This is a genomic window from Paraburkholderia metrosideri (genome assembly GCF_904848625.1).
GTDB lineage: Bacteria > Pseudomonadota > Gammaproteobacteria > Burkholderiales > Burkholderiaceae > Paraburkholderia > Paraburkholderia metrosideri.
This window is the reverse complement of sequence record NZ_CAJHCP010000004.1, coordinates 552764-574550: the sequence shown is the minus strand read 5'-3', so window position 1 is coordinate 574550 and position 21787 is coordinate 552764. Positions and strand designations below refer to the sequence as shown.

The 21787-nt window shown below is 59.7% G+C and carries 22 protein-coding genes; 12 read left to right on the top strand and 10 right to left on the bottom strand.

The features are described 5' to 3' along the window. Positions 1-76: 76 nt before the first annotated feature. Positions 77-955, bottom strand: a complete 879-nt coding sequence (locus tag LMG28727_RS11145) for an NmrA family NAD(P)-binding protein (protein WP_201642348.1) — start codon at positions 953-955, stop codon at positions 77-79. Between the two features lie 116 nt (positions 956-1071). Here LMG28727_RS11145 and LMG28727_RS11140 point away from each other — a divergent pair, with 116 nt between their 5' ends. The 3 genes from LMG28727_RS11140 to LMG28727_RS11130 all read left to right on the top strand — a co-directional run bounded on the left by LMG28727_RS11140 (position 1072) and on the right by LMG28727_RS11130 (position 4950). Next, positions 1072-1965: a LysR family transcriptional regulator gene (locus LMG28727_RS11140; protein ID WP_201642347.1), complete on the top strand. Its 894-nt coding sequence runs from the start codon at positions 1072-1074 to the stop codon at positions 1963-1965. 258 nt (positions 1966-2223) lie between these two features. Beyond that, a complete protein-coding gene (locus LMG28727_RS11135) occupies positions 2224-3276 on the top strand; it encodes a porin (RefSeq protein ID WP_201642346.1) in 1053 nt (350 codons plus the stop codon). 966 nt (positions 3277-4242) lie between these two features. Then, positions 4243-4950, top strand: a complete 708-nt coding sequence (locus LMG28727_RS11130; RefSeq protein WP_201642345.1) for a dienelactone hydrolase family protein — start codon at positions 4243-4245, stop codon at positions 4948-4950. Positions 4951-5064: 114 nt separating this feature from the next. Here LMG28727_RS11130 and LMG28727_RS11125 read toward each other — a convergent pair whose 3' ends face one another. Beyond that, positions 5065-5811 (bottom strand): SDR family NAD(P)-dependent oxidoreductase, encoded by a 747-nt coding sequence (locus tag LMG28727_RS11125; protein WP_201642344.1) that lies wholly within the window; start codon positions 5809-5811, stop codon positions 5065-5067. An 80-nt stretch (positions 5812-5891) separates the two neighbouring features. After that, a complete protein-coding gene (locus LMG28727_RS11120) occupies positions 5892-6779 on the bottom strand; it encodes an alpha/beta fold hydrolase (RefSeq protein WP_201642343.1) in 888 nt (295 codons plus the stop codon). A 190-nt stretch (positions 6780-6969) separates the two neighbouring features. On the opposite strand from LMG28727_RS11120, the gene LMG28727_RS11115 reads away from it, so the two are divergent. Further along, positions 6970-7848 carry a LysR substrate-binding domain-containing protein gene (locus LMG28727_RS11115; RefSeq protein ID WP_201642342.1) on the top strand — a complete coding sequence of 293 codons (879 nt, stop codon included), beginning with the start codon at positions 6970-6972 and terminating at the stop codon, positions 7846-7848. Between the two features lie 142 nt (positions 7849-7990). Here LMG28727_RS11115 and LMG28727_RS11110 read toward each other — a convergent pair whose 3' ends face one another. Beyond that, positions 7991-8599: a methylated-DNA--[protein]-cysteine S-methyltransferase gene (locus LMG28727_RS11110; protein WP_236591709.1), complete on the bottom strand. Its 609-nt coding sequence runs from the start codon at positions 8597-8599 to the stop codon at positions 7991-7993. Between the two features lie 292 nt (positions 8600-8891). Between LMG28727_RS11110 and LMG28727_RS11105 the strand changes: the two genes are divergently transcribed. Both LMG28727_RS11105 and LMG28727_RS11100 read left to right on the top strand, forming a co-directional pair. Continuing rightward, the gene (locus LMG28727_RS11105; protein WP_201642341.1) at positions 8892-10259 is read left to right on the top strand and encodes a leucine-rich repeat-containing protein kinase family protein; all 1368 of its coding nucleotides are present in this window, start codon (positions 8892-8894) and stop codon (positions 10257-10259) included. Then, positions 10256-11218, top strand: a complete 963-nt coding sequence (locus tag LMG28727_RS11100) for a substrate-binding domain-containing protein (protein ID WP_201642340.1) — start codon at positions 10256-10258, stop codon at positions 11216-11218. Before LMG28727_RS11105 ends, LMG28727_RS11100 begins: the two co-directional genes overlap by 4 nt. 33 nt (positions 11219-11251) lie before the next feature. On the opposite strand, the gene LMG28727_RS11095 is transcribed toward LMG28727_RS11100, so the two are convergent. The 3 genes from LMG28727_RS11095 to LMG28727_RS11085 all read right to left on the bottom strand — a co-directional run bounded on the left by LMG28727_RS11095 (position 11252) and on the right by LMG28727_RS11085 (position 13635). Beyond that, the gene (locus LMG28727_RS11095) at positions 11252-11683 is read right to left on the bottom strand and encodes a PRC-barrel domain-containing protein (protein WP_201642339.1); all 432 of its coding nucleotides are present in this window, start codon (positions 11681-11683) and stop codon (positions 11252-11254) included. A gap of 141 nt (positions 11684-11824) precedes the next feature. Then, positions 11825-12664, bottom strand: coding sequence for a metallophosphoesterase (locus LMG28727_RS11090; protein ID WP_201642338.1), 840 nt, complete (start codon positions 12662-12664; stop codon positions 11825-11827). Between the two features lie 488 nt (positions 12665-13152). Beyond that, a complete protein-coding gene (locus LMG28727_RS11085; protein WP_201642337.1) occupies positions 13153-13635 on the bottom strand; it encodes a MarR family winged helix-turn-helix transcriptional regulator in 483 nt (160 codons plus the stop codon). A gap of 64 nt (positions 13636-13699) precedes the next feature. On the opposite strand from LMG28727_RS11085, the gene LMG28727_RS11080 reads away from it, so the two are divergent. Next, on the top strand, positions 13700-14179 hold the full coding sequence (locus LMG28727_RS11080; protein WP_407945838.1) for a carboxymuconolactone decarboxylase family protein: 480 nt from the start codon (positions 13700-13702) through the stop codon (positions 14177-14179). A gap of 290 nt (positions 14180-14469) precedes the next feature. On the opposite strand, the gene LMG28727_RS11075 is transcribed toward LMG28727_RS11080, so the two are convergent. The 3 genes from LMG28727_RS11075 to LMG28727_RS11065 all read right to left on the bottom strand — a co-directional run bounded on the left by LMG28727_RS11075 (position 14470) and on the right by LMG28727_RS11065 (position 17631). After that, the gene (locus LMG28727_RS11075) at positions 14470-14856 is read right to left on the bottom strand and encodes a BON domain-containing protein (RefSeq protein ID WP_236591708.1); all 387 of its coding nucleotides are present in this window, start codon (positions 14854-14856) and stop codon (positions 14470-14472) included. A 264-nt stretch (positions 14857-15120) separates the two neighbouring features. Next, positions 15121-16440 (bottom strand): MFS transporter, encoded by a 1320-nt coding sequence (locus LMG28727_RS11070; protein WP_201642335.1) that lies wholly within the window; start codon positions 16438-16440, stop codon positions 15121-15123. 36 nt (positions 16441-16476) lie between these two features. Further along, positions 16477-17631, bottom strand: coding sequence for a M20 aminoacylase family protein (locus LMG28727_RS11065; RefSeq protein ID WP_236591707.1), 1155 nt, complete (start codon positions 17629-17631; stop codon positions 16477-16479). 227 nt (positions 17632-17858) lie between these two features. Here LMG28727_RS11065 and LMG28727_RS11060 point away from each other — a divergent pair, with 227 nt between their 5' ends. From LMG28727_RS11060 to LMG28727_RS11040, 5 genes are all read left to right on the top strand, one after another. Beyond that, positions 17859-18359: a MarR family winged helix-turn-helix transcriptional regulator gene (locus LMG28727_RS11060; RefSeq protein ID WP_236591706.1), complete on the top strand. Its 501-nt coding sequence runs from the start codon at positions 17859-17861 to the stop codon at positions 18357-18359. 140 nt (positions 18360-18499) lie between these two features. Next, on the top strand, positions 18500-19150 hold the full coding sequence (locus LMG28727_RS11055; protein ID WP_201642334.1) for a PepSY-associated TM helix domain-containing protein: 651 nt from the start codon (positions 18500-18502) through the stop codon (positions 19148-19150). A gap of 26 nt (positions 19151-19176) precedes the next feature. After that, on the top strand, positions 19177-19701 hold the full coding sequence (locus LMG28727_RS11050; protein WP_201642333.1) for a DUF2271 domain-containing protein: 525 nt from the start codon (positions 19177-19179) through the stop codon (positions 19699-19701). A gap of 118 nt (positions 19702-19819) precedes the next feature. Further along, positions 19820-20641, top strand: a complete 822-nt coding sequence (locus LMG28727_RS11045) for a DUF4198 domain-containing protein (RefSeq protein WP_201642332.1) — start codon at positions 19820-19822, stop codon at positions 20639-20641. Positions 20642-20662: 21 nt separating this feature from the next. Continuing rightward, a complete protein-coding gene (locus LMG28727_RS11040; RefSeq protein WP_201642331.1) occupies positions 20663-21781 on the top strand; it encodes an FAD:protein FMN transferase in 1119 nt (372 codons plus the stop codon). Positions 21782-21787: the final 6 nt, after the last annotated feature.

The following is a 21787-nucleotide window of genomic DNA, read 5'->3' as shown; positions in this document are numbered from 1 at the left end:
GTCTTGCGATTATCGGCCTGTTTGACGATGGGCGTTGGGCAGGTGGGCAAGCGGTGCCTAGGGAGAAGGTTGGCAATTAGCCCTTCGTCCACACTGCGGCCATCTCGCGCGCGAAGTCCCGGTAGGAGCGCGGCGGTCGACCCAACAAAGTCGCGAAGCGCTCGATCTCCGCCTTCGATGCCACGGCGCCGTCCTGCTGATAACGGCTCATCATCAAACGCATGTCGTAAGCGAGCCATGCCGGTGCTGCTGCCTTCAGACGCTGTTCGAGCATGTCGAGATCATCGCCGCCGTAACGCACCGTTCGTCCCAGTGCTTCGGCCCAGATCGACGCGACAGTTTGTGCCTCGATTGCGTCGGGTCCAACGAGTTCGTACGTTTCGCGCGGCAGCGGGCCAGCAGCACGTTCACGGCGCAGCAGTTCGCGCGCGGCGGCGTCGCCGATATCGCGTACGTCGACCATCGAAATGCCCTTTGCGCCGATCGGCATGCCGTACACGCCGTGTGTGAGCAGTGGGTCTTTCTGCCGGACATCATTCTGGACGAAATACGCGGGACGCAATACCGTCGCCGGAAGATCGCAATGCTCGATCATCCGCTCGACCGTGTACTTGCCGGTGAAGTGCGGTACGTCCACGTACTCCGCGCCCTTGAATACCGAAAAGTACACGACGCCTTTCACGCCCGCTTCGCGAGCCACGCTCAGGGTTTGCAGTGCTTGCGTGAGTTCGTCGGCGGCATTGGGGGCGAGCAGGAACAAGGTGCTGACGCCGTTCATCGCGCGACGCAGTCCGTCTACGTCCGCCAGGTCGCCCTGCACCTTGGTGACGCCAGCGGGAAATTGCGCTTTTTCCGGCGAACGCGTCAGCGCGCGGACTTCGACGCCGCTGCCGTCCAGATGGTTGAGAACCTGCGTGCCGATCACGCCCGTGCTGCCGGTTACGAGGATTGCCATGACTTTCTCCATGAATGGGATGGACTGGAATCAGCCCGTCAAAGGCAACAATAGACGTTCCAACTCCATCCGGAAGTGCCAAAATTCATACGCCTCGTCTCAATTATGGAACGATCATGGATTTGACCTCGCTCTCCGATTTCAACGCGGTTGCGTTGCATGGCGGCTTCGGACCGGCCAGCCGCGCCCTCGATCGTCCCAAGGCTACGCTGTCGCGGCGTGTGGCGGAACTGGAAGAGCAGCTTGGCGTGCGGTTGATCGAGCGCGGCTCGCGCACGCTGCGTCTGACCGAAGAAGGCCAGGTCTTGCATGAACGCACGCGCGGCCTGATGACGGAGATTCATGAGGCGGGCGAAGATGTAGCGTCGCGGGCGCCGGTGCCGCGCGGGCGTTTGCGCATCAGCGCGCCGGTCGTCTTCGCGCATGTGGTGCTGTGCCGGATCGCGACGCGTTTTGCACTGGTCTATCCGCAAGTCGAACTGGAAGTCGTAGCGGAAGATCGCATGGTCGATCCGGTGGAAGATGGCTATGACCTCGTCATTCGCATCAATCCGCCACGCGACGAGTTGCTGGTCGGGCGGCGCATTTTCGGCGACGAATTGCTCGTGGTCGCCGCGCCGGCCGTGGCGCGGCCGTCGCGGGCCGCCGCCGATGCAACCGCGTTGCCGATACCCGCCGTCGTGTTGTCGGCGGCGGCAAGCGGTTCGACCTGGACGATGCGGGCCGCCGATGGCGCGGTGCGGTTGCTTGCGCCGATGCCGGTGCTGCGGCTCTCGTCGCTGCTGATGGTGCGCGAGGCCGTACTCGAAGGCGTGGGGGCGGCACTGCTACCGCGTCTGCTGGTCGAGCAGGATGTGTCGGCGGGACGGCTGTTTTGCTGGGGCACACAAGAAGGGCCGCCGGTTGAAATCTGGGCGCTCTACAACTCGCGCCGATTGCTGAGTGCCAAGGTTCGCGCGTTCATGAGTTTGCTGGTGGATTGGCAGGGATGGGAGCGCGGGTCAGCGTGACGTGCGCGAACGCACATCGCGCGTGCTTGGCTGGTCGACACAATAGGCGATCTGCCCGCATGCTGATGCTGCAAACGCATACCGCGTACTGTGAGTGGTAGAGCTCAGGCGAACAACACTGGCCGATACCCTCGTTACTCAACGATCGGGCTATTTGTACAACTCGCCTCGCTAACGTATTCGCTCCCCCACGGAGGACCTCGTCTGTCTCGCGCCCCGACCTACTTCCTCACCACCACACCGCGCAGGCCAAACGCGATGCTGAAGCTGCGCCGGTTACGTCGCGTGAGTTTGCGCGTGGGCGTCGGTAGCGCGGCACTGGTCTTTTGCGCGTGCGGCTTCGCGGCACCGGATAGTGGCGGCTTCGTCTCTCTCTATGGCGTACTCGACACCAGCATCGAAGTCACCGATCCTGGCTCCGGATGGGCGGCGCGCATGGACTCGGGCGCGTACCGCGGCTCGCGCTTCGGCTTGCGCGGTGAGGAACCGATCGGCGGCGACACGGCCATTGTGTTCACGCTGGAAAACGGCTTCGGCTCAGCCGACGGCACGTTTCAAAGCCCCGGTGTGCTGTTTAATCGCCAGGCCTGGATTGGCGCGCGCGGCCCTTGGGGCGAAGTGCGTTTCGGTCGGCAATATTCGCCGATCTATATCCCGTTCAAAGGCGATCTCGACGCGTTCGGCGCGGGCACGATTGCGTCCGGCCTCAACAATCTGTCGAAGATCACGCCCTATGCGAATAACGCGCTGACGTATCTGTCGCCGGTTATCGGCGGCTTCAACGCGACGCTGATGATGGCGACGCGCGATCCATCGGAGGACGATGGCAACGGGATCGACGGCTACTATGTGACCGCCGCGTATCGGTTTGATCGGCTGAAGCTGCTATACGCGCGCCAGCAAACGCATGGGGCGGGCGCACTCCGGGCCAATCTCGGCGGCGCGAGCTATGCGTTCGACAAGGTTGGCGTGTGGCTCGCGTTTTTCAATGGCGATGGCGGCACGCCGTTCTATCACGGCGCGGGCGGGTCACTGTCCGCGCAATACAGCTTTTCTCCGCACGCGCGGGTGTCGCTCGGTTACGCGCACGTGCGCGATTATTCAACCGATGGCGCGAGCGCCGACCAGTTCAGCGCCGCGTTCGAATATGAGTTTTCGCGGACCTTGCTGGTCTATTTCAGCGCGGCTTATCTGTCGAATCACGATGACGCGCGCTTTACCTTGCGCGGTGTCAATGTGACCGGGTTGCCGGTTGCTTATCCTGGCGCGCCGGTCGCGGGCGTGCAGCTCGGGGTGATTCAGCGGTTTTGATTGATACTTTCGTGGAAGCGCAATGGTACTGGACCCTCCTACGCTGAACCGATTGTCGTACACGCTCTGATCGGGCCGCCAAGCATATGCAAAGGCTGATAAATCGACCGAGTGCTTTTTGAACCGTTTTCTGAAGTCTTTGGAAGATGGCAGAATTGTCAGTAATCTTTGAAAGATAACAGAATTTCTATCTAATCGAGATGCAACTCCCACTGACGTTGTCCCGCTCAAATTTCTCGCTCGTATTTTTTTGTAAAACAATAATAAAAAAATGGCCGACACAGAGTGTCGGCCAAAAGATTCTGGCGTCCGAGGGTTGCATGCCAGAACCTGAGAGACGGTAATCAGCAATGTGACAGTGATTTAACCTTTGCCCGCTGCAATGGGCTGGGACATATCAGCTGATATCAGAATTGCAATGGTTTCAATTCGATTGATTGCGCTTTTGAAACGACGCGCTGCACCGGTCCGGTAGCGCAGTGCGCTCTGCTGGACGGAATCTTAAACCAAAACGCATCGTGATTATATAAGCAACTGAAAATTTTTGTCTCTCAGGACGAATCTGATTAATGAGGTAAAAAAGTCTGAGGTGCGAGTGGGCTTTCTCTGATTATGATTTGGTTATATTCAGTACACTGATACTGATTGCACATCGAATCAAATTACGCTTACCAAGTGCCAAGATATCCATCGCGGAAAACCCACATTTTGGGTATTTGCAGATTCCACTGTGTGCAAAGGTCGAAGATATAAGTGTATAAAAAACCGCCAAAGCGATTTTTTTCGAGCCCCGCCGCTAGTTGTTGTCTATTCCCCCGCTTCGCAAAAGGCGCCAATCCTGGATCGCCATGAAGTCGAAGCAAATCATCGTAGCGATCCGGCGGAAAGACAGTCGCGCGAGCATCAGCAAAACCTGCCGCACTGAAGCTATGCTAGCGGTTTCGTCCACCCCTCACGGAGCAACCGATGAAACACTCAGCAGGATCGATGGTCACTTTCAACCGCCCCGACGGTCAGCCGCTTCAGGGCTACCTGGCCAAGCCGGAGAAGCTGGAAGGCGCGCCCGCTATCGTCGTGATTCAGGAATGGTGGGGCTTGAACGACCAGATTCGCGGCGTGGCGGACCGGCTCGCGGCGGCGGGCTATCTGGCGCTGGTGCCTGACCTCTTTCGCGGCAAATCGACGGTGGAAGAGGCGGAAGCCAGCCACCTGATGAGCGCCCTCGATTTCGGCGACGCTGCCACTCAGGACGTGCGCGGAGCGGTCCAGTATCTGAAGCAGCAAGCGGATAAAGTGGCCGTGACCGGCTATTGCATGGGCGGCGCGCTGACCTTGCTCGCGCTGTGCAACATCCCCGAGGTGTCGGCGGGGGCGGTGTGGTACGGCTTTCCCCCACTGGACTATATCGACGCATCGAAAATCAAGGTGCCGGTGCTCGGTCAATGGGCTTTGCAGGACGAGTTCTTCCCCGCAGAAACGGTCGACGCGCTGGAGAAAAAGCTGAGCGAGGCCAATGTCGATGTCGAGTTTCATCGCTACCTCGCGCATCACGCGTTCGCCAATGAAACGGCAGTCGGCCCGGGCCGCATCGCGAAGACGCAATACGATCCGGTTTGGGCGCAACAAGCCTGGGACCGCGTGCTGACGTTCTTCGGCCGCACGTTGTGGAAGTGAGCGGCAAGCTCGACGGTTGAACGGTTCTTTCATGCTGCCGGTGTGCCCGCAAACAGGTGCGGCACACCGGAACGCTTCTACACGTTGATCAACGCATCGCGTGACGCGACAGGCTCAGAGTTTGGAGCCGCCATCCACATGCAGCGTTTCGCCGGTAATCCAGCGCGCGGCGTCCGAGGCGAGAAAGGCCACGGCACCGGCGATGTCGTCGGGCTGCGCGACACGCTTCAACGCCTGCATGCCTAACGTAACCGCGCGTCCCGCTTCGGTCTTCGTGAAGTTCGACATATCCGTTTCGACGACACCCGGCGCGACTGCATTCACGCGAATGCCGCGTTCCCCGAGCGCTGCTGCAAAGTGCTTGACGAGCGTATCCACGGCACCCTTGGTGGCCGCGTATGCCGGCAGCGTGCCGACCGCAGCGCGGGCCGCGAGCGACGAAAGCAGGACGACGCTGCTGCCCTTGCACATCACCGGCAACAGCTGCTGCACGAGGAAGTAGGGCGCGCGCACGTTCACCGCAAACAGGTCGTCGAAATCGGCGACGGTCGTTTCCTCGATCGGAGCCGCTTTGGAAATGCCGGCGTTCGCGACCAGAATGTCGAGCCGCTGTCCGACCACAGCGCGAACCTGTTTCGCCAGCGCATGGGGGCCGTCCGCATTACGCAGGTCGGCGGCGACCTTTTGCGCGTTGCCACCCGCCGCACGGATTTCCGCGACGACGGCATCGGCTTCTTTCTCCGCGCTGCTGTAGTGAACGAGGACTTGCGCTCCCGCGTGGGCGAGGGCGAGTGCTGTAGCGCGGCCGATGCCGCGTGAAGCGCCCGTAACGAGCGCGGTTTTACCCGTGAGGTTGTTCATGACGAGACTCCGGTGAGTTGACTGGAAAGCTGCTGGGATACGAATTGCTGATCGGTTTGCAGTTGGCGCGCTCACGCCGTTCATTCGTTGTCGGACAAAAACTGCTCGACGTGCGTAACAAAGCGCTGCGGGTATTGATAAAGCGAGCCGTGATTCGCATCGGGATAAATGATCAACTGCGCATTCGGGATGTTCTGCTGAAGGATCCACGAATTGATCGAGTAGATGATCACGTCGTTATCGCCGTTGACCACGAGGGTCGGCTGCTTGAGTGCGTGCAGATAGTCGAAGGGGTTTTCACGCGGCGCGCCCCACTTGGCCAGCGCCGCGAGTTGAGCCGGTGCGACTTTTTCGTTCGCTTCGGGATCGCGTCCTTCGCTACGCAGACGGAAGCGTTGCAGGAATTTGCGGCCGGCTGCCTGGCTTGCCTCCGACGGCGAAAAGTGCACGCGCAGCCACAGATCGTCCGGTTGCGCATACGTGGCGCTGAAGATTTCCTGCGCTTCGGGGGTGAGCGAAGACATCGCTTCACCGCTGCGCGGGCCGGTGCCGACCAGAATCAGCCGACGCACCAACTCCGGCTCGGCGAGCGCCAGCGTCTGCGCAATGAGTCCGCCCATCGAAAAGCCGAGCACATCGACTTTCGTCAGGCCGAGTGCGTTGATAAACGCGGCGGCGTTGGCCGCCATGTCTTCGATCGATTCCGGCACGTCGCCGGACGTGCTCGAAATGCCCGCGTTGTTGAACAGGATCACTTCGCGATGCTGCGCAAAGCCATCGGTCACAGCGGGATCCCAGTGGTCCATCGTGCCGGTGAAGTGGATGTTGAACACCAGCGGTACGCCGCCCGCTTTGCCGAAGCGGCGATAAGCGAAGCGAATGCCGTTAGCGTCGACGTATTGGGTCGGGGCAGTTTGATGGTTGTGACGGCCGACCGCGACTTCATTCGAATTGATGGGCTGGTTCATTTCCGTTCCTCTGCGATATAGGTAGAAGGTATGGTGCGGCGGCATGCTTGAGATTTTTCCCGCTTTAAGGTGTCTGTCTCGCCGCTACCTGATGGGTAATGTAGCTAGAGCTTGCGCAAAGGAAAAAGACTTTGTAGGCTGGAAGGCATGCTTGCGAGGCATGCCACGTTGAGGGAGTCAAAAGGAGTTTATGGAGCTTCGACATTTGCGCTATTTCGTGGCCGTGGCCGAAACAGGCAGCCTGACGGTCGCGGCGGAAAAGCGTCTGCATACATCCCAGCCGTCGCTGAGCCGGCAGATCCGCGATCTTGAGGACGAGGTGGGCGCGGAGCTGTTCAGCCGCAGCGCGCGCGGCGTCGAACTGACGGCGGCGGGTAAGGCGTTTCTCGACCACGCGCGGCTGGCGTTGACGCAGGTCGACGCGGCCACCGAGGCCGCACGCCGGGCGGCGCGGCCAGCCAAGCCGGTGTTCGCGTTAGGGTTTCTGACGGGGCAGGAAATGACGTGGCTGCCGCGCGCGATGCAGGTGCTGCGCGACGAATTGCCGAATATCGACGTCACGGTGTCGAGCCACTATTCGCCGGATCTCGCCGATGCGCTGGCTCGCGGCAAGCTCGACCTTGCATTTCTGCGCGCCGAACCGGGTTTCGATCTCGACTATCGCGTGGTGAGCAGCGAGAAGCTCGTCGTGCTGATGCCGAGCGACCATCGTCTGACTGAGCGCACGGCGGTCCGTCCGGAGGACTTTGCCGGCGAGACCTTCATCATGGCGTCGAACAAGGCGCGGGTGCTGCACGAGGTGATCGCGCGCTATCTGCGGGAGAAGGGGGTGAGCGTCACGTCCACCCACGGTGTCGACAATCTGGCGATGGCCATGTCGCTGGTCGCGTCCACCCGGGGCCTGGCGTTGATGCCTGAGTATGCGAACAACCTGCTGCCGTGGTCGGTGGTCAGCCGGCCGCTGGAAGGCGACACGCCTACCATCGATCTCGTCGTGGGTTATAGCCGCTCGAATACGTCGCCGGTGCTGAAGCTATTTTTATCGAAGGCGGAAGAGTTGGTGGGTTGATGCGCGGTTGCACGGCGCTGTGTCGGCGCGAACCTTCGTTGAATAGGTCTTGCGGCCGGCACGAGTCATCTGGTAGCCCGCAAAGCACGCTTTTGTGTTGACGTGCTTGCGGTCGCGTTCCATTCAGTTTCAGAACACAGTGTCAGAACAGCGAAGCTTGCATTCCGTGATCCGGCGTGGGCGCAGAACGCGCGGGCTTCGCACGTGCGTTGTCTCTCGGTGCTCGCGGCTGGGTTTGCGTTGGCTTGTCGGCGGAAGCTTCGAGTGAAGTCTGTCCCGCTTCCAATGACAGCAGAAGCATCTTGTTGGCCAGGCCACCTGCGAAGCCGGTCAACTCGCCAGATGCACCAATCACGCGATGACACGGCGCGATGATGGAAATCGGATTTCGGCCATTCGCCGCGCCGACCGCGCGCACTGCGTTGACATTGCCGATTTGCAGCGCGATTTCCGAGTAGCTGCGAGTCTGACCAAATGGAATTGTGAGTAGTGCCTGCCAGACTTTTTTCTGGAACTCGGTACCCTGAAAGTCGAGCACGAGATCGAATGCCTGCCGCGTACCCGCGAAATATTCGTTCAGCTGGCGCTCGGCTTCGATCAACACGCGCCGATCATTGGCTTCGACCGGTTCACCCACGCGTACCCGATTCGGCTTGTCGTTTTCCCACAGGATCGCGGCGAGGCAATCGCCGTTCGCAACGAGTTTCAACTGACCGACCGGAGAATCCATCAACTTGTATGCGTACTTCACTTTGCTTGCTCCTGACTGATTGGAGGCACAGATGCCGCGAGGCGAGGGCGCCAGATGAATCGACACCTGAAGTGCACCGATACTCGACAGTGTGAACTTCGCACTCGCTGAAGTCGCTCCAGATCTTGCTATGTAATTCGCCGTTGAAGGACGGCTGACCTGTCACTGTACCGTCCTTTTCGATTCTATTCATCGGCATTGTGACGATGCAGTACGACGCTTCGCTCGCGACTCAGTAGAATTGATACCTTCGGTAGACGCACACCGCCATCCAGACTTCTTCTTCCACACTGTGACGACGACACTAGAACAACTGCGGGCCGGACAACTTGCCGGCGCGCGCCAACTCAAACTGGCGTGCGGGCTGAGCGAATTCCCGCGCGAGATCTTCGATCTCGCCGACACGCTGGAGGTCCTCGACCTGTCGGATAATGCACTGACGAAACTGCCCGACGATCTGCCGCGACTGAGCAGGTTGCGCATTTTCTTTGCATCGAACAATCCATTCACTGAGTTGCCGGAAGTACTGGGACAGTGTTCGCAATTGACTATGGTGGGCTTCAAGGCGAACCGCATTCGCAAGGTTTCCGGTAAAGCGCTCGCTCCGCAGTTGCGTTGGTTGATTCTCACGGACAACGAGATTGACGCGTTGCCGGTGGAAATTGGCACGTGTTCGCAATTGCAGAAGCTGATGCTGGCAGGCAACCGGCTGCGTGAGTTGCCTGAAGAATTAGCGGCTTGTACGCGGCTCGAGTTGCTGCGCCTCTCAGCGAATCAACTCAGCGAACTGCCGCACTGGTTGCTGCGTCTGCCGCGCCTTTCGTGGCTGGCTTATGCGGGCAACCCGTTCAACGAAGCGCTGGAGACAGCGGCGCTGATCGATACGCCGATTGCCGACATCCGCTGGGCTCAGCTAAAGCTCGCACAGCCACTGGGCGAGGGGGCTTCCGGTGCGATCTATCGCGCCGACTATCAGCCGAATCACACCGATGCGTGGCGGCCCGTCGCCGTCAAGCTATTCAAGGGCGCTGTGACCAGTGACGGTCTGCCGGACTGCGAGATGGCCGCTTGCATTCAGGGCGGCGACCATGCGAACCTGATTCCGGTAACCGGAAAAGTAAGCGACCATCCGGCAGGAACGCACGGTCTGTTGATGGAGTTGATCGATCCGCAATTCAGGAACCTTGCTGGTCCTCCTAGCCTCGCTTCCTGTACGCGCGATATTTACGATCACGCCATGCGCTTCGATTTGACTTCTGCGTTGGGCATCGCGTACGGCATCGCGGTAGCAGCGGAACATTTGCATCTGCGCGGCGTGATGCACGGCGATCTGTACGCGCACAACATCCTGTTCGACGGAGCGGAGCGTGCGCTACTGGGTGACTTCGGCGCAGCTTCCTTTTATTCGCTGGAAGATCGCGATATCGGCAGTGCGCTGCAACGCGTGGAAGTCAGAGCGTTTGGCTGTCTGCTCGAAGAGCTCATCGAACGATGCGATGGGCTGAATGCGCAGACGGATATCGCCGCGAAGCTCGTCGCATTGAAGGACGATTGTTTGAGTGACGATATCGACGGCCGTCCGCTATTCGGCGAGATCGCTGCCGTTTTGCTGCCGCTGAAAGACTGTTGCCGGTCAGGTCAACGAGGAGAGAATTCATGATTCAGACGATGCGCCGCCGCGTGCTGTTGGCCGGAGCGCTGGCCGCTGCCGGCGTGACGGGCGCCGCACGCGTCGAAGCAGCGCAACCCGGTAAGCTGAAGATTGCGCTCGTGCTGAAATCGCTGGTCGATCCGTTCACGGTGGCAATGGCCGACGCTGCGCAGAATTATCAGCAGCATTACGCGTCGCAATTCGGCCTGACGATTCGGGGCACCGCAAAAGAGACCGACACTGCCGCGCAGATCCAGATGGTCGACGCGATGATCAAGGCGAAGATGAACGCGATCGTCGTCGCGCCAACCGACTCGCGCGCGCTGACCGCGGTGATGGCGCGAGGGGTCAAAGCGGGCATCATCATGATCACGATCGACAATCCGCTCGACGACGCAACTCAGGCGGCCGCGCGCATTTCCGTACCGTTCGTCGGTCCGAATAATCGCAAGGGCGCCACGCAAGTGGGCCAATATCTCGCGCAAAAATTAAAAGGGGGCGATCAGGTTGGGATCATTGAAGGCATTTCCGTCGATCGCAACGCGCAGCAACGCACCGCCGGCGCCAGGGATGCAATGACCGCGGCGGGCGTCGAGGTCGTCGCGGTTCAGGCCGGCGACTGGGAATATGGAAAGGGACGCGACATAGCGTCGAAGATGCTTAACGATCATTCGCAAATTCGTGCGCTATTGTGCGGTAACGACAATATGGCCATGGGCGCGGTCGACGCGATTCGCGACGCTGGCCGCAGCGGCGGCGTGTATGTCACCGGATATAACGCTATCGAGGCGATCAAGCCGTTGCTTGCCGACGGCCGTGTGCTTGCCAGCATGAATCAGTTTGCCGACCGGCAAGCCATCTTTGGAATCGACGTAGCGTTGAAGGCAGTGACCGAGCAGAGAAAGCAGAACGAATTGTCGAGCGTCATTGAAACGCCGCTGCAACTGGTCACTGCCGCCAGTCATTGAAATGGTCGCGAGTTGCCGGCCAGAGTCGCTGCATTAGTCCGTGTTGACCTTGTGCGGCTTGGTCGCCTTTTCGAGCTTGTTGTACTCGAATTCCGGCACGGATTTCAGTGCATCTTTCGTCGCGCCAGCAAGGAACAGGTTGCCGTCGCGAATCTCGAAGTGATCGACCGGAATCGCGACATAGTGCTTGCCCATGCCGAGGAAGCCGCCGACCGAAACGACCGCATAGGTCGCCTTGCGATCCGGCGCAATGATGACGTCATAGATGCTGCCGATCTTGTCATTGAGGTCGTTGTAAACCGGTTCGTCGACGAGGGCGCGACGTACGCTCCAACCCTTCAGCAACGCATTGGTTTGTTCGACGGTGCCACCGAGAGGTTGCAGGCCGGCGACTTGCGCGAACGCGCCTTGCGACGCGCAAAGGGTAGCGAGAACAGTCGCGCAGATCAGTGTTTTTGCTTTCATTTTCGGCTCCTGGTTGTCTTTGATTGCCTGGCTATTTGCTCAATAGCCGGCTCGTGCCCTGGAACATCGGGGAAGCACGCGACGTGCCCGGAAAGCGGAAATGCACAGCATGCAGGTGCTGGGTGGCGCCCGCTTGGTCACTCACACGCCGGACTCTGCCGGATAGCGTTTGGATCCTCCGGAGGCTGGCTTTTCGCGGGATGCGCGACTGAGCAGCATCGGTACTTCGTCGAGAGCGAGCAGCGTCAGATTGCCCCCATAGACCAATCCCGTATCGACGTTAATGACGTTGGCGCGGACTTTCGGTTCGCGCGTCGGCGTGTGTCCGACGATGACCGCCGCCACGCCTTCGACGTGCCCCCTCGGGTCACACCATCCGGGTGCGAGACGCTGGAGCAATTGCGCGGCAGCGTGCCCGATCGAGGTAAGTCCGGTTGCCCTGCGTGAGGTCCATCGCGACCGGTCCCAGATCACTTTGCGACGAATAGGGCCGTCGCGGCTTTCCTGTTCGAGTGCCTGGACCAACTGTGCCCACGATCGCACCGGCACATTGGCGTGGACGATTCCAACCAGCCCATTGTCGGTTTCGATTTCGATTGCGTACGGAAGGGCCGCCATGTACGCGACGATCTCGTCCACCGCGTGCGTGTCGTCCGCCATATCGAGCAGCCAGTCGCCGCCATTGCAACGGATCGATGAATCCCTGCCGCCGTGACGATGCCAGCGCACGATCACGTCCTCATGATTGCCGCGCACCGACTGAATGTCATAGCGACGCACGACATCCAGCACGGCGGGCGATTCATGCCCGCGGTCCACGAGATCGCCGACGGCGAACAGCCTGTCGCGCGACGGGTCGAACTGGCGTGACTCGAGTTCCTGTCGAAGTTGGGCGAAACATCCGTGCAGATCGCCTACGACGAAGTCACGACCAAGCGTGTTCTTTTTGAAGTGTCGGACGGGTAAGAAAGTCTGCAGCATGTTTTTTTACCGACATGAAGTTAGCGTGGATACGACGAACGCGACCAAACGAATACCGTTTGACGCAGGACACGCGGACCGCTTTATCCAAGGCGGAAACGTGCCGCGTCGCGACGCGGCAGGTGAACTTTCAGTAGCCTTGCGGAAGCTTTGTATTTCGTTCTGACTGATCTTGGCGAGCGGCGCTGGATTGCGTGCATACACCGCCATGTCATTGCGGTTTTGTATGAATCTTTGACGCGCGTTGCAGTGTGAATCGCCAATTGCCGCGGCGCAGTGTCGATTTGTAACGAGGTGTGATGGGGTGGCGAGCGTTTGAACGGCGGCGTGGGCGTTCGGGCAGCGAGACGGCTTGAGTGGCCGTGGCCCGGCGGGTGCATCAAGCGGGAGAGTCGCTTTGGCCGGCACGAAGCTCCTTACCCGCAGTTACAAGTCATGGGGTAAATCAGCCGGTATTCAATCAATGCTTAAATGTCCGCGCACCTTTTTTAGTCCATCTGATCGGTTTGCAACGCAACCAGTACAAGCCATTTCCGAACGGCCCGCTCTTCTGCCGCCGATAACCCGTCAAGCAGTCCCGCCTCTGCTTCAGCAACCACTGCCTTGCAGCCTGCAAGGAATTTCTTCCCCGGCTCGGTCACTCCGATCAGCTGGATGCGTCCGTGCTCCGAATGTGGCTGACGGAACACCATGCCGTCCCGCTCAAGATTCGCGACGATCACACTCATGGTTTGCGGCGTCAGCAGCGACAGCCGTGCGAGATCGGCTCCGGATATGCCGGGGTACGCTGCGATCATCGTCAGAACGAGGAACTGCGGGACGGTCACGCCGGTGTCGCGCAGCGCCTGTTCCATGCGGATCCGATGCGCGGCAGAGGCTTGCCGTAGCAGATAACCAATATGGCCTTGCTCGCCGCGCTTACCTTCGCCGATCGCGGGAATCGTGGGAGATGTCAGGGGCTTCTTGCTCATGATGTAAGAATTCGAATAACATAACAATGTACGAATTCTTATATTACCCGAGAAGGAGAAGCAGATGACGCTGGAAAGCCACGCTTTTATCGACATGTCTGAATTCGAACGCGAAGCCCCCGAGGTGCTGGCCGCGCTAGCTGCGCTGGGAAAAGCCGTAGACAACTCCGGACTCGAAAAATCGTTGACCGAGTTGATCAAGGTGCGCGCGTCGCAGCTAAACGGCTGTGCGTTCTGTCTTCAGTACCACCTGAACTACGCACGCAAGCTGAGAGTCACACCTGCCAAGCTCGATCTGGTCGCGACATGGCGCGAAGCTGGCCTGTTTTCGGCGCGTGAGCGCGCGGCGCTGGCGTGGACCGAGGCGCTAACCTTGATGCCGTTGCGAGCTCCTTCCGAAGCGGATTACACGCAATTGCACGCGCAATTTTCCAGAACGGAAAGTGCTTTCCTGACCACCGCGATTGGCGCTATCAATGCATGGAACCGGATCGCGGGCGCATTGCGCTTCTCTCCGCCCATCCCGGCTGATCGCCTCGATTGAGGCGCTTTGCGACAAACGCCAGCGACGCCGTATCACACGCAGTCGACGAAGAAGACGACACCCATCGCCAATTCCTGGTGATGACGTGACTACGTCCGCATCTCGCGTCCGAGTCGGAGTTCGGGAAGCGCTGACGTCGACAAACGGCGTCAGGCTATCGGCAGGTCGTCATGTTCGAAGAAGGCCCGGCAATCGCGCGTGCAGGCTGTCGCGTTCAGGAAAACCCGTTCAGGAAAACCATGATGCATGGACGATTCTCTCCGTTGGCGACCTCGCATCAGGATGGCTACCTAATGGACGTTCCCGCCGCGTGTGAGTACCGTTATCCGGTTGGAAACGGACCTTACGCCGCGAACCGACCGTGCGGCACTTCCCGCCCTTGCAACCTGCGAGCGTTGCGGCACGCGGCCGGTTAGTGTGACGGCTGCATTGCGCGAGCGGACATGAATCCCTGACGCATTCAAACTCGGCGTGCGTGAGAGTGCGCGCCGTACATCACGGGCGATATCGTTGTCGCTTCTGCGGTGTATCGAGGAGGAGGCAGTCGGCTGACCTGGAGCGGTCGCGCCGTTCGGCACCGCGTTGGGTGTCTGCGCTTGCGCCGAGCTTACGCCAAGCGCGCAAATGGTGATGGTCAGGGCGGCGAATGCGCCAGTTATTCTGCTTGCGCCACTCATTTTCACTATGCCTCCGTTGCCGTGTTTTGCGGATCTGCCATCCCGGCCGCGTGATATAGGCGGCCGGAATGGCAGCGAAACGCGATGCCATGCAGAGCGTGTTGTTCGGCTGTCTGATCGGATTATAGGCTGCGATCACAGGACAATTTCGTGAATCTTCCGCTCGTCCGCTCCTATGCTCGGGCATGCGCGCTTCGGTTTTTCCTTTCGCGACAGAAACAGGAGTGGCCTCCCGTCAACGAAGAGCTATTGTGTCCGGCCTGGCTACGACGCCACGCGTGCCCGCAAACCGCCGCGACTCGCTTCTGGCAGTAGCAGCGTACCCACCACGCCGATCAGCAGACTGAACAGCACGTAGTACAACGGCGCGGCATTGCTACCCGTTACCTTGACCAGCCACGTGTTGATGAAGGGTGCCAGGCCGCCGAATAGCAGCACCGCCAGGTTATACGTCAGCGCTGCGCCCGTTGACCGCACGCCGACTGGAAACACTTCCGTCAATACAATCGGTACGGGCGCCCAGATAAAGCTCATGAAGAACGACACGCCAACTTGCAACACCAGCAGCGACTGAAACGACGGCGCTGCGATGAAGTGATGAAACAGGAACCAGGCGGCCACGCCGTAGCCCAACATGCCGGGCAACAGGACCGCCTTTCGACCGTAGCGATCGGAGAGATAACCGGCCAGCGGACAGAACACGAGAATGACTGCGGTTCCAACAAAGGTGGAGAGATTGGCATCGGCTGTCGCAATTCCCAAACGCTGTTTGGCGAAGATCGGCAGGAAGAACACAAAGATATAGGCGGAAACGGTGCCCACCACACAAATACCGGTGCTTGAGATCAATTCGCGCGGGTAGTTTCGCAGGATATCGCGCAACGGCGTGCCTGCGGTCTTGCCGGATGCATTCGCAGCCGAGCGGCGAAAGGCGAGAAATTCTGGCGATTCGTCGACCTTCGAGCGAATGAGCCATCCCACTGGCCCGATCAGAATGCCAAATAGAAACGGCAGGCGCCACCCCCACGATTCCAGTTGAGCGGCATTGAGTTGCGTCGTGAGCAGATAGGCGACAGCCGCGCCAAGCGAGAAGGCCAATGCTTGCGAGCACATCTGGAAACTGCCGAAAAATCCGCGCCGATGAGGCGGCGCAAATTCCACCAGCATCGTCGTCGCGCCGCTGAACTCGCCGCCCGCGGACATGCCCTGGATCATTCGCGCGAGCACCATCAGGATCGGAGCGGCAACGCCGATTGCAGCGTAAGTCGGCAGCAAGCCGATCATGCCGGTGCCGACCGCCATCAGTACGATGGTGACCGACAGCGCCTTCTTGCGGCCGACCCGGTCGCCGTACAACCCCAGCAACACGCCACCGAGCGGCCGTACCGCAAACCCGATGCCAAACGTCGCCAGCGTGAGCATTAGTGACGCGAGCGCATTGTCGGCGGGAAAATACAGCCGTGCGATCGTGACCGCGAATAGCCCGTAAATAGCGAAGTCGAACCACTCGAACGCATTGCCGAGAATGGACGCAATCACGACCTTTCGCACCATTGCCGGCGACGGTGTGGGGTTAGCGGACATTGCTGTTCTCCTTGATGGGGTGGTGGGCGCGCAAGTTCAACCCAGCCGGCTGCGCACGATTTCGAGGAACACGGCGGCGCCTGCCGGTGCAGTGTCGTCGTCGAAATCGAATTCCGGATGATGGCAGGTCAAACCATCGTGGCCGAGAAAGAAGTACGAACCGGGGCGTTGCTGCAGCATGAACGCGAAATCTTCCGATGCCATCAACGGCGCCACATTGGGAATCACGTTGTCCGCACCCAGCACATGTTCCGCGGCGGCGCGCACGACCTCGGTCTGCTCGGGCGTGTTGACGGTTGGCGGAGAACTTTGCAGATGTTCGAATTCGACGGTACAGCCATACATGCGTGCAGCGCCGTCGCAGATATCGCGCAGACGTGTCAGCGTCAGTTCCTGTGCTGAGACCGATAGCGTACGTACCGTTCCTTCGAGTAGCGCTGTATCCGGGATCACATTGATCGCCGTACCCGCGTTGAACTTGCAGACACTGACCACGGCGGTGTCGAGCGGATCGATATTGCGGCTGACAATGCTTTGAATGGATTGCACGATCGCCGCGCCAATCATCAATGGATCGACCGACCGGTGCGGCATCGCAGCGTGGCTGCCCACGCCCTGAACACGGATGCTGAAGAGATCGCATGCGGAAAGAATAGCGCCGCTGCGAACGCCGATCTTTCCGGCGGGTAGCGCGTTGTTATTGTGAAGCGCGTAGATTTCGTCGCAGTGAAATCGCTCGAAAAGGCCATCGCGAATCATCTCGGAGCCGCCGCGCAGAGTTTCTTCCGCCGGTTGAAAAATCAGGTGCACGGTGCCGCGAAACGCGCGATTCTCCGACAGTTGTTTTGCAACGCCAAGCAGAATGGACGTATGGCCATCATGGCCACAGCCGTGGAAAACGTTGTCATGTGTCGAGCGATGCGCAACCGTGCCCTTCTCCTGCATCGGCAGCGCGTCCATGTCCGCGCGCAGCCCGATCGACAAACCCGCGCCTCCGGTGCCTCGAATAGTGCCGACCACCCCTGTGCCGCCGACACCGGTCTGTACCTCGATATCCCAACTGTTCAGCAGACTCGCAACCATTTCGGCGGTGCGATGCTCGTGAAAGCCCAGTTCTGGATGCTGGTGAATATTGCGTCGCCACGTTCGCATCGATTCCGCGAGCGCATTCCATTCCACATTTGTCTGCATGCCGGCATCCTTCGAAATATGAGGAAAATGGAATCATCGTTCGCCGGGGCGACGCGATTCCGTTTCAGGAAGATACTTCAATAGTTGCAATTTTCAACTAGTGATTTTACGGACACGTTAGTGCGACAAAAAAGATTCGTCTATGATCTGATTTCTCCCGGGCGTCGCGTCATGCGGTACCTGGGCGACTCCACTCCTCTCACCCGATCCGGGAAATCCGAGCCGGTATGTCATCTGCCAAGCCGAAAACCAGCGTTGCCCCTGAACACATGAAGTTTGCGCATTTCCTCACGTTCAAGCTGGACCTGATCAAGACCGAGATGATCAGCCGCGCCAATGCGGTGTACAAACCGGCGTGCGGTCTCGATGTGCGTTCGTTGCGCGTGTTGAGGATCATCTGCGATGCGCCCGGTATCACGGCCACCGCTGTGAAAGAGCAAACGCTGATCGAAAAGACGCTGCTATCCAAGCTGATGGCCGATCTGATCGAGCGTAAGCAGGTGCGCCGGACCATTCATCCAGACGACGCGCGGCATTTTCAGTTGTGGCCGACGCCGGCGGGCAAACGCACGCGAGCGACCAGTGATGAACTCGGGCAGGCACTCGAAGCCGAGTTGTTATCGGTGCTCAGTCACGACGAACATGCGGCGCTCGACCGTATCGTCGACAAGCTGGTCGATGCATTCCGCTCGTCGGCTCAGCGCGAAGGCGCGAAGTCGCCCGGCTAGCGCGCGCAATTTTTATTACAAAATCCTTCACTGAAACATTCCGTAACCTTACAGTCTTGTCTGTGCAAATGATAACAATTATCATTCACGCCTAACGCAAAAACGTTCGCGACAAGGACAGTGGTGTAAGTAACGGGACGATGGAAACTCAACTCAATGGGGGCGTGACGCCTGTCGAAGCACCGCAGCGCCGGGCATTCTGGCTTAAGCATCTGCATCGGTGGCACTGGATCAGTTCGGCAATCTGCCTGATCGGCATGATGCTGTTTGCGTTCACCGGACTCACGTTGAATCACGCGGGCAGCATCGAGGCGCACCCTGTCGTCGAACGGCGTAGCGCGCATCTTCCGGGCGACATAGCGCATCAAATAAGCCAGATCCCTGATCGGGAGAGAGCGGGCATTCCTGCAGAATTAGCCACGTTTCTGGACCATCAATTCGGTATCGATACGCAAGGCCATGCAGCGGAATGGTCGGGCGACGAGGTCTATATCGCACTGCCCAGACCGGGCGGCGACGCCTGGGTCAGCGCAGATATCGCTAATGGTGACGTGCAGTACGAATTGACCACGCGCGGCTGGATCTCCTGGCTGAACGATTTGCACAAAGGACGCAACACAGGTGGCGCGTGGAGTCTGTTTCTCGATGCGTTCGCGCTCGCGTGCCTGGTATTCAGCATTACCGGGCTTTTTCTCCTGAAGCTGCATGCGCGCAAGCGGGGCGCGACCTGGCCGCTGGTCGGACTGGGTGTCGTCATACCGCTGCTGCTGGTGATCATCTTCATTCACTAATCATTCAATATCCGAAAAGGTTTGCAATGCGTCGATTGCTCGCCGTCACGCTGACGGGGTTGGCTACAGCGCCGCTGGCAGGTGCTGCTGCCGCAGCAGAATTGAACGTCACGGTCGACATTCCGCACCTCGACGTCGCGGAATATCACAAGCCTTGTCTGTCCATGTGGATCGAGAAGGCGGATCAGACGCCTGTGACGACGCTGGTCGTGTGGTACGACCAGAAGAAGAAAGACGGCGAGGGCGCAAAGTGGCTGAAGGACATGCGTCAATGGTGGCGTAAAGCGGGTCGCGATATGACGATGCCGGCGGACGGTGTATCGGGTGCGACGCGCGCGCCAGGGGAGCAGGTACTCAGTTTTGCCGATGGCAAAGCGCCGCTCGGCAAACTGCCTGCCGGCGACTATCAACTGGTGGTCGAAGCCGCGCGCGAAGTCGGCGGTCGCGAACTCGTGCGGGTGCCGTTCACGTGGCCGCCCGCATCGGCGAAAACATCCCAGACGAAGGGCGATCACGAACTCGGCCCCGTGACGCTGACCGTCAAACCCTGATTCCCATTCGCGCTGCACGCAGTGCCGATGTCGTGCGAGCCGGACCGGCCGCACGACGGTCGCCCGCCTGTTTACCAGCGCGATTTCGCCTGATCCTTATCGCTGCATAGGTGCGTTGATGAAACTCTCCCTGAAGAAACTGTCGGTCGTGTCCGCGTTGGCGTTGTCGGCGCTTGCTCCGCTTGCCGCTCACGCTCATCGCATGTGGTTGTTGCCGTCGGCGACTGTTCTGTCGGGCAACGATCCGTGGGTCACCGTAGATGCTGCCATTTCCAACGATCTCTTCTACTTCGAAAACTTTCCGCTGCGTCTCGACGGTCTCGTCGTCACAGGGCCGGACGGCAATCAAGTAAAAGTGGACAACGCGAACACGGGCCGTTATCGCAGTGTGTTCGACGTGCATCTGACACAGGAAGGGACGTACAAGATTGCCGTCGAAAATCACGGACTGTTTGCGAACTACAAGCTTAATGGCGAAACGCGTCGGTGGCGCGGCAACGAACAGGCTTTTGCGAAAGAGGTCCCCGCTGATGCGCAGAATCTTCAAGTCACGCAAACGGACGCGCGTGTCGAGTCGTTTGTCACGCGCGGCAAACCGACCACAACCGCATTGAAAATTGCAGGGCATGGTCTGGAAATGATGCCTATCACCCATCCGAACGATCTCGTGGCGGGTGCCGATGCCAGCTTTCGTCTACTGCTCGATGGCAAGCCGGCATCGAATGTGAAGGTCTCCGTAGTGCCCGGTGGGATTCGCTACCGCGACCAGGTTGGCGAGATGACCGCGACGACCGATACGGATGGGCGCTTCAACGTGAAATGGCCGTCGGCGGGAATGTACTGGATGGAAGCCAGCGTGCAGGACTCGCAAACGAGCATCAGGAATGCCACGTCGCGACGTGCGAACTACGCAGCGACGTTTGAAGTGCTGCCACAGTAATTGCTTGCGGAAGGCCTATCCATGAAGCTTGCGGCGTCACCTGCAGAGAGTGCCAATTCCATTGTCGCCGATAGTGAACGGCGTGTTCTTGTCCCTTCGCAACTGGTGCCCGGCGGCATCGCAACCGCTGCCAGCGGGCGTGTAGCCTGCTTCGGCGGCGATACGATGGGCACGACATGGAGCGCGCAGTGCGTGATTCGATCGGCGGAGTGCCGTCAGAACGCCATCGACCTGATACGCGATCAGGACCAAACGATCGACGCCGCGATCCGTTCAGTGCTCGACTCGGTTATTGCGGAAATGAGCAACTGGCGAGAGGACTCCGACATCAGCCGCTTCAATTGCGCGCCGGCAGGGAGTTGGGTCGCGTTGCCGGGCGCCTGCTTCGACGTTGTCGAAACGGCGTTGAACGTTGCGCGTCTGACAGGGGGCGCGTTCGATCCCTGCGCTGGGCCACTAATCAATCTATGGGGCTTCGGTCCGCCAGGACGACGCGAACGTGCTCCCTGCACCGAGGAAGTCGACGCGATCCGGCGTCATTGCGGATGGACGCGCATCGAGTTGGACCGCGCAACACAACGTGCACGCCAGCCAGGCGGCGCGTCGTTCGATTTATGCGCGATCGCCAAGGGCTATGCGGTCGACGCTGTCAGCGAAGCACTGACGCGTATCGGCATCGTTCATCATCTGGTGGAAATTGGCGGCGAATTGCGGGGCGAAGGAGTGAAGCCTGACGGCATGCCGTGGTGGGTCGAAATTGAAACGCCGCCTTATGCCGACGTGGGCCATGAGTCTCGTAACGCGCGGCTGCCGCACGATCTGATCGCTCTGCATGGTCTTGCTGTCGCCACCTCGGGTGACTATCGCCGCTATTTCGTCGACCCCGATGCGCAGCGCCATTACGCCCATACCATCGATCCACGCACCGGTTATCCGGCGAATCACGCGTTGGCGTCGGTGACCGTGGTGCATCGCGAATGCCTGCTCGCCGACGCATTTTCGACCGCGTTGATGGTGCTCGGGTCCGATGCCGGCATGACGTTCGCGCATAGGCAGCGGCTTGCCGCGCGCTTCGTGACGCGTACGGTTGATGGCTTTAGCGAAGTCGTCAGTCCCGCCTATGCGGCGATGCTCGAGTGACGCGGC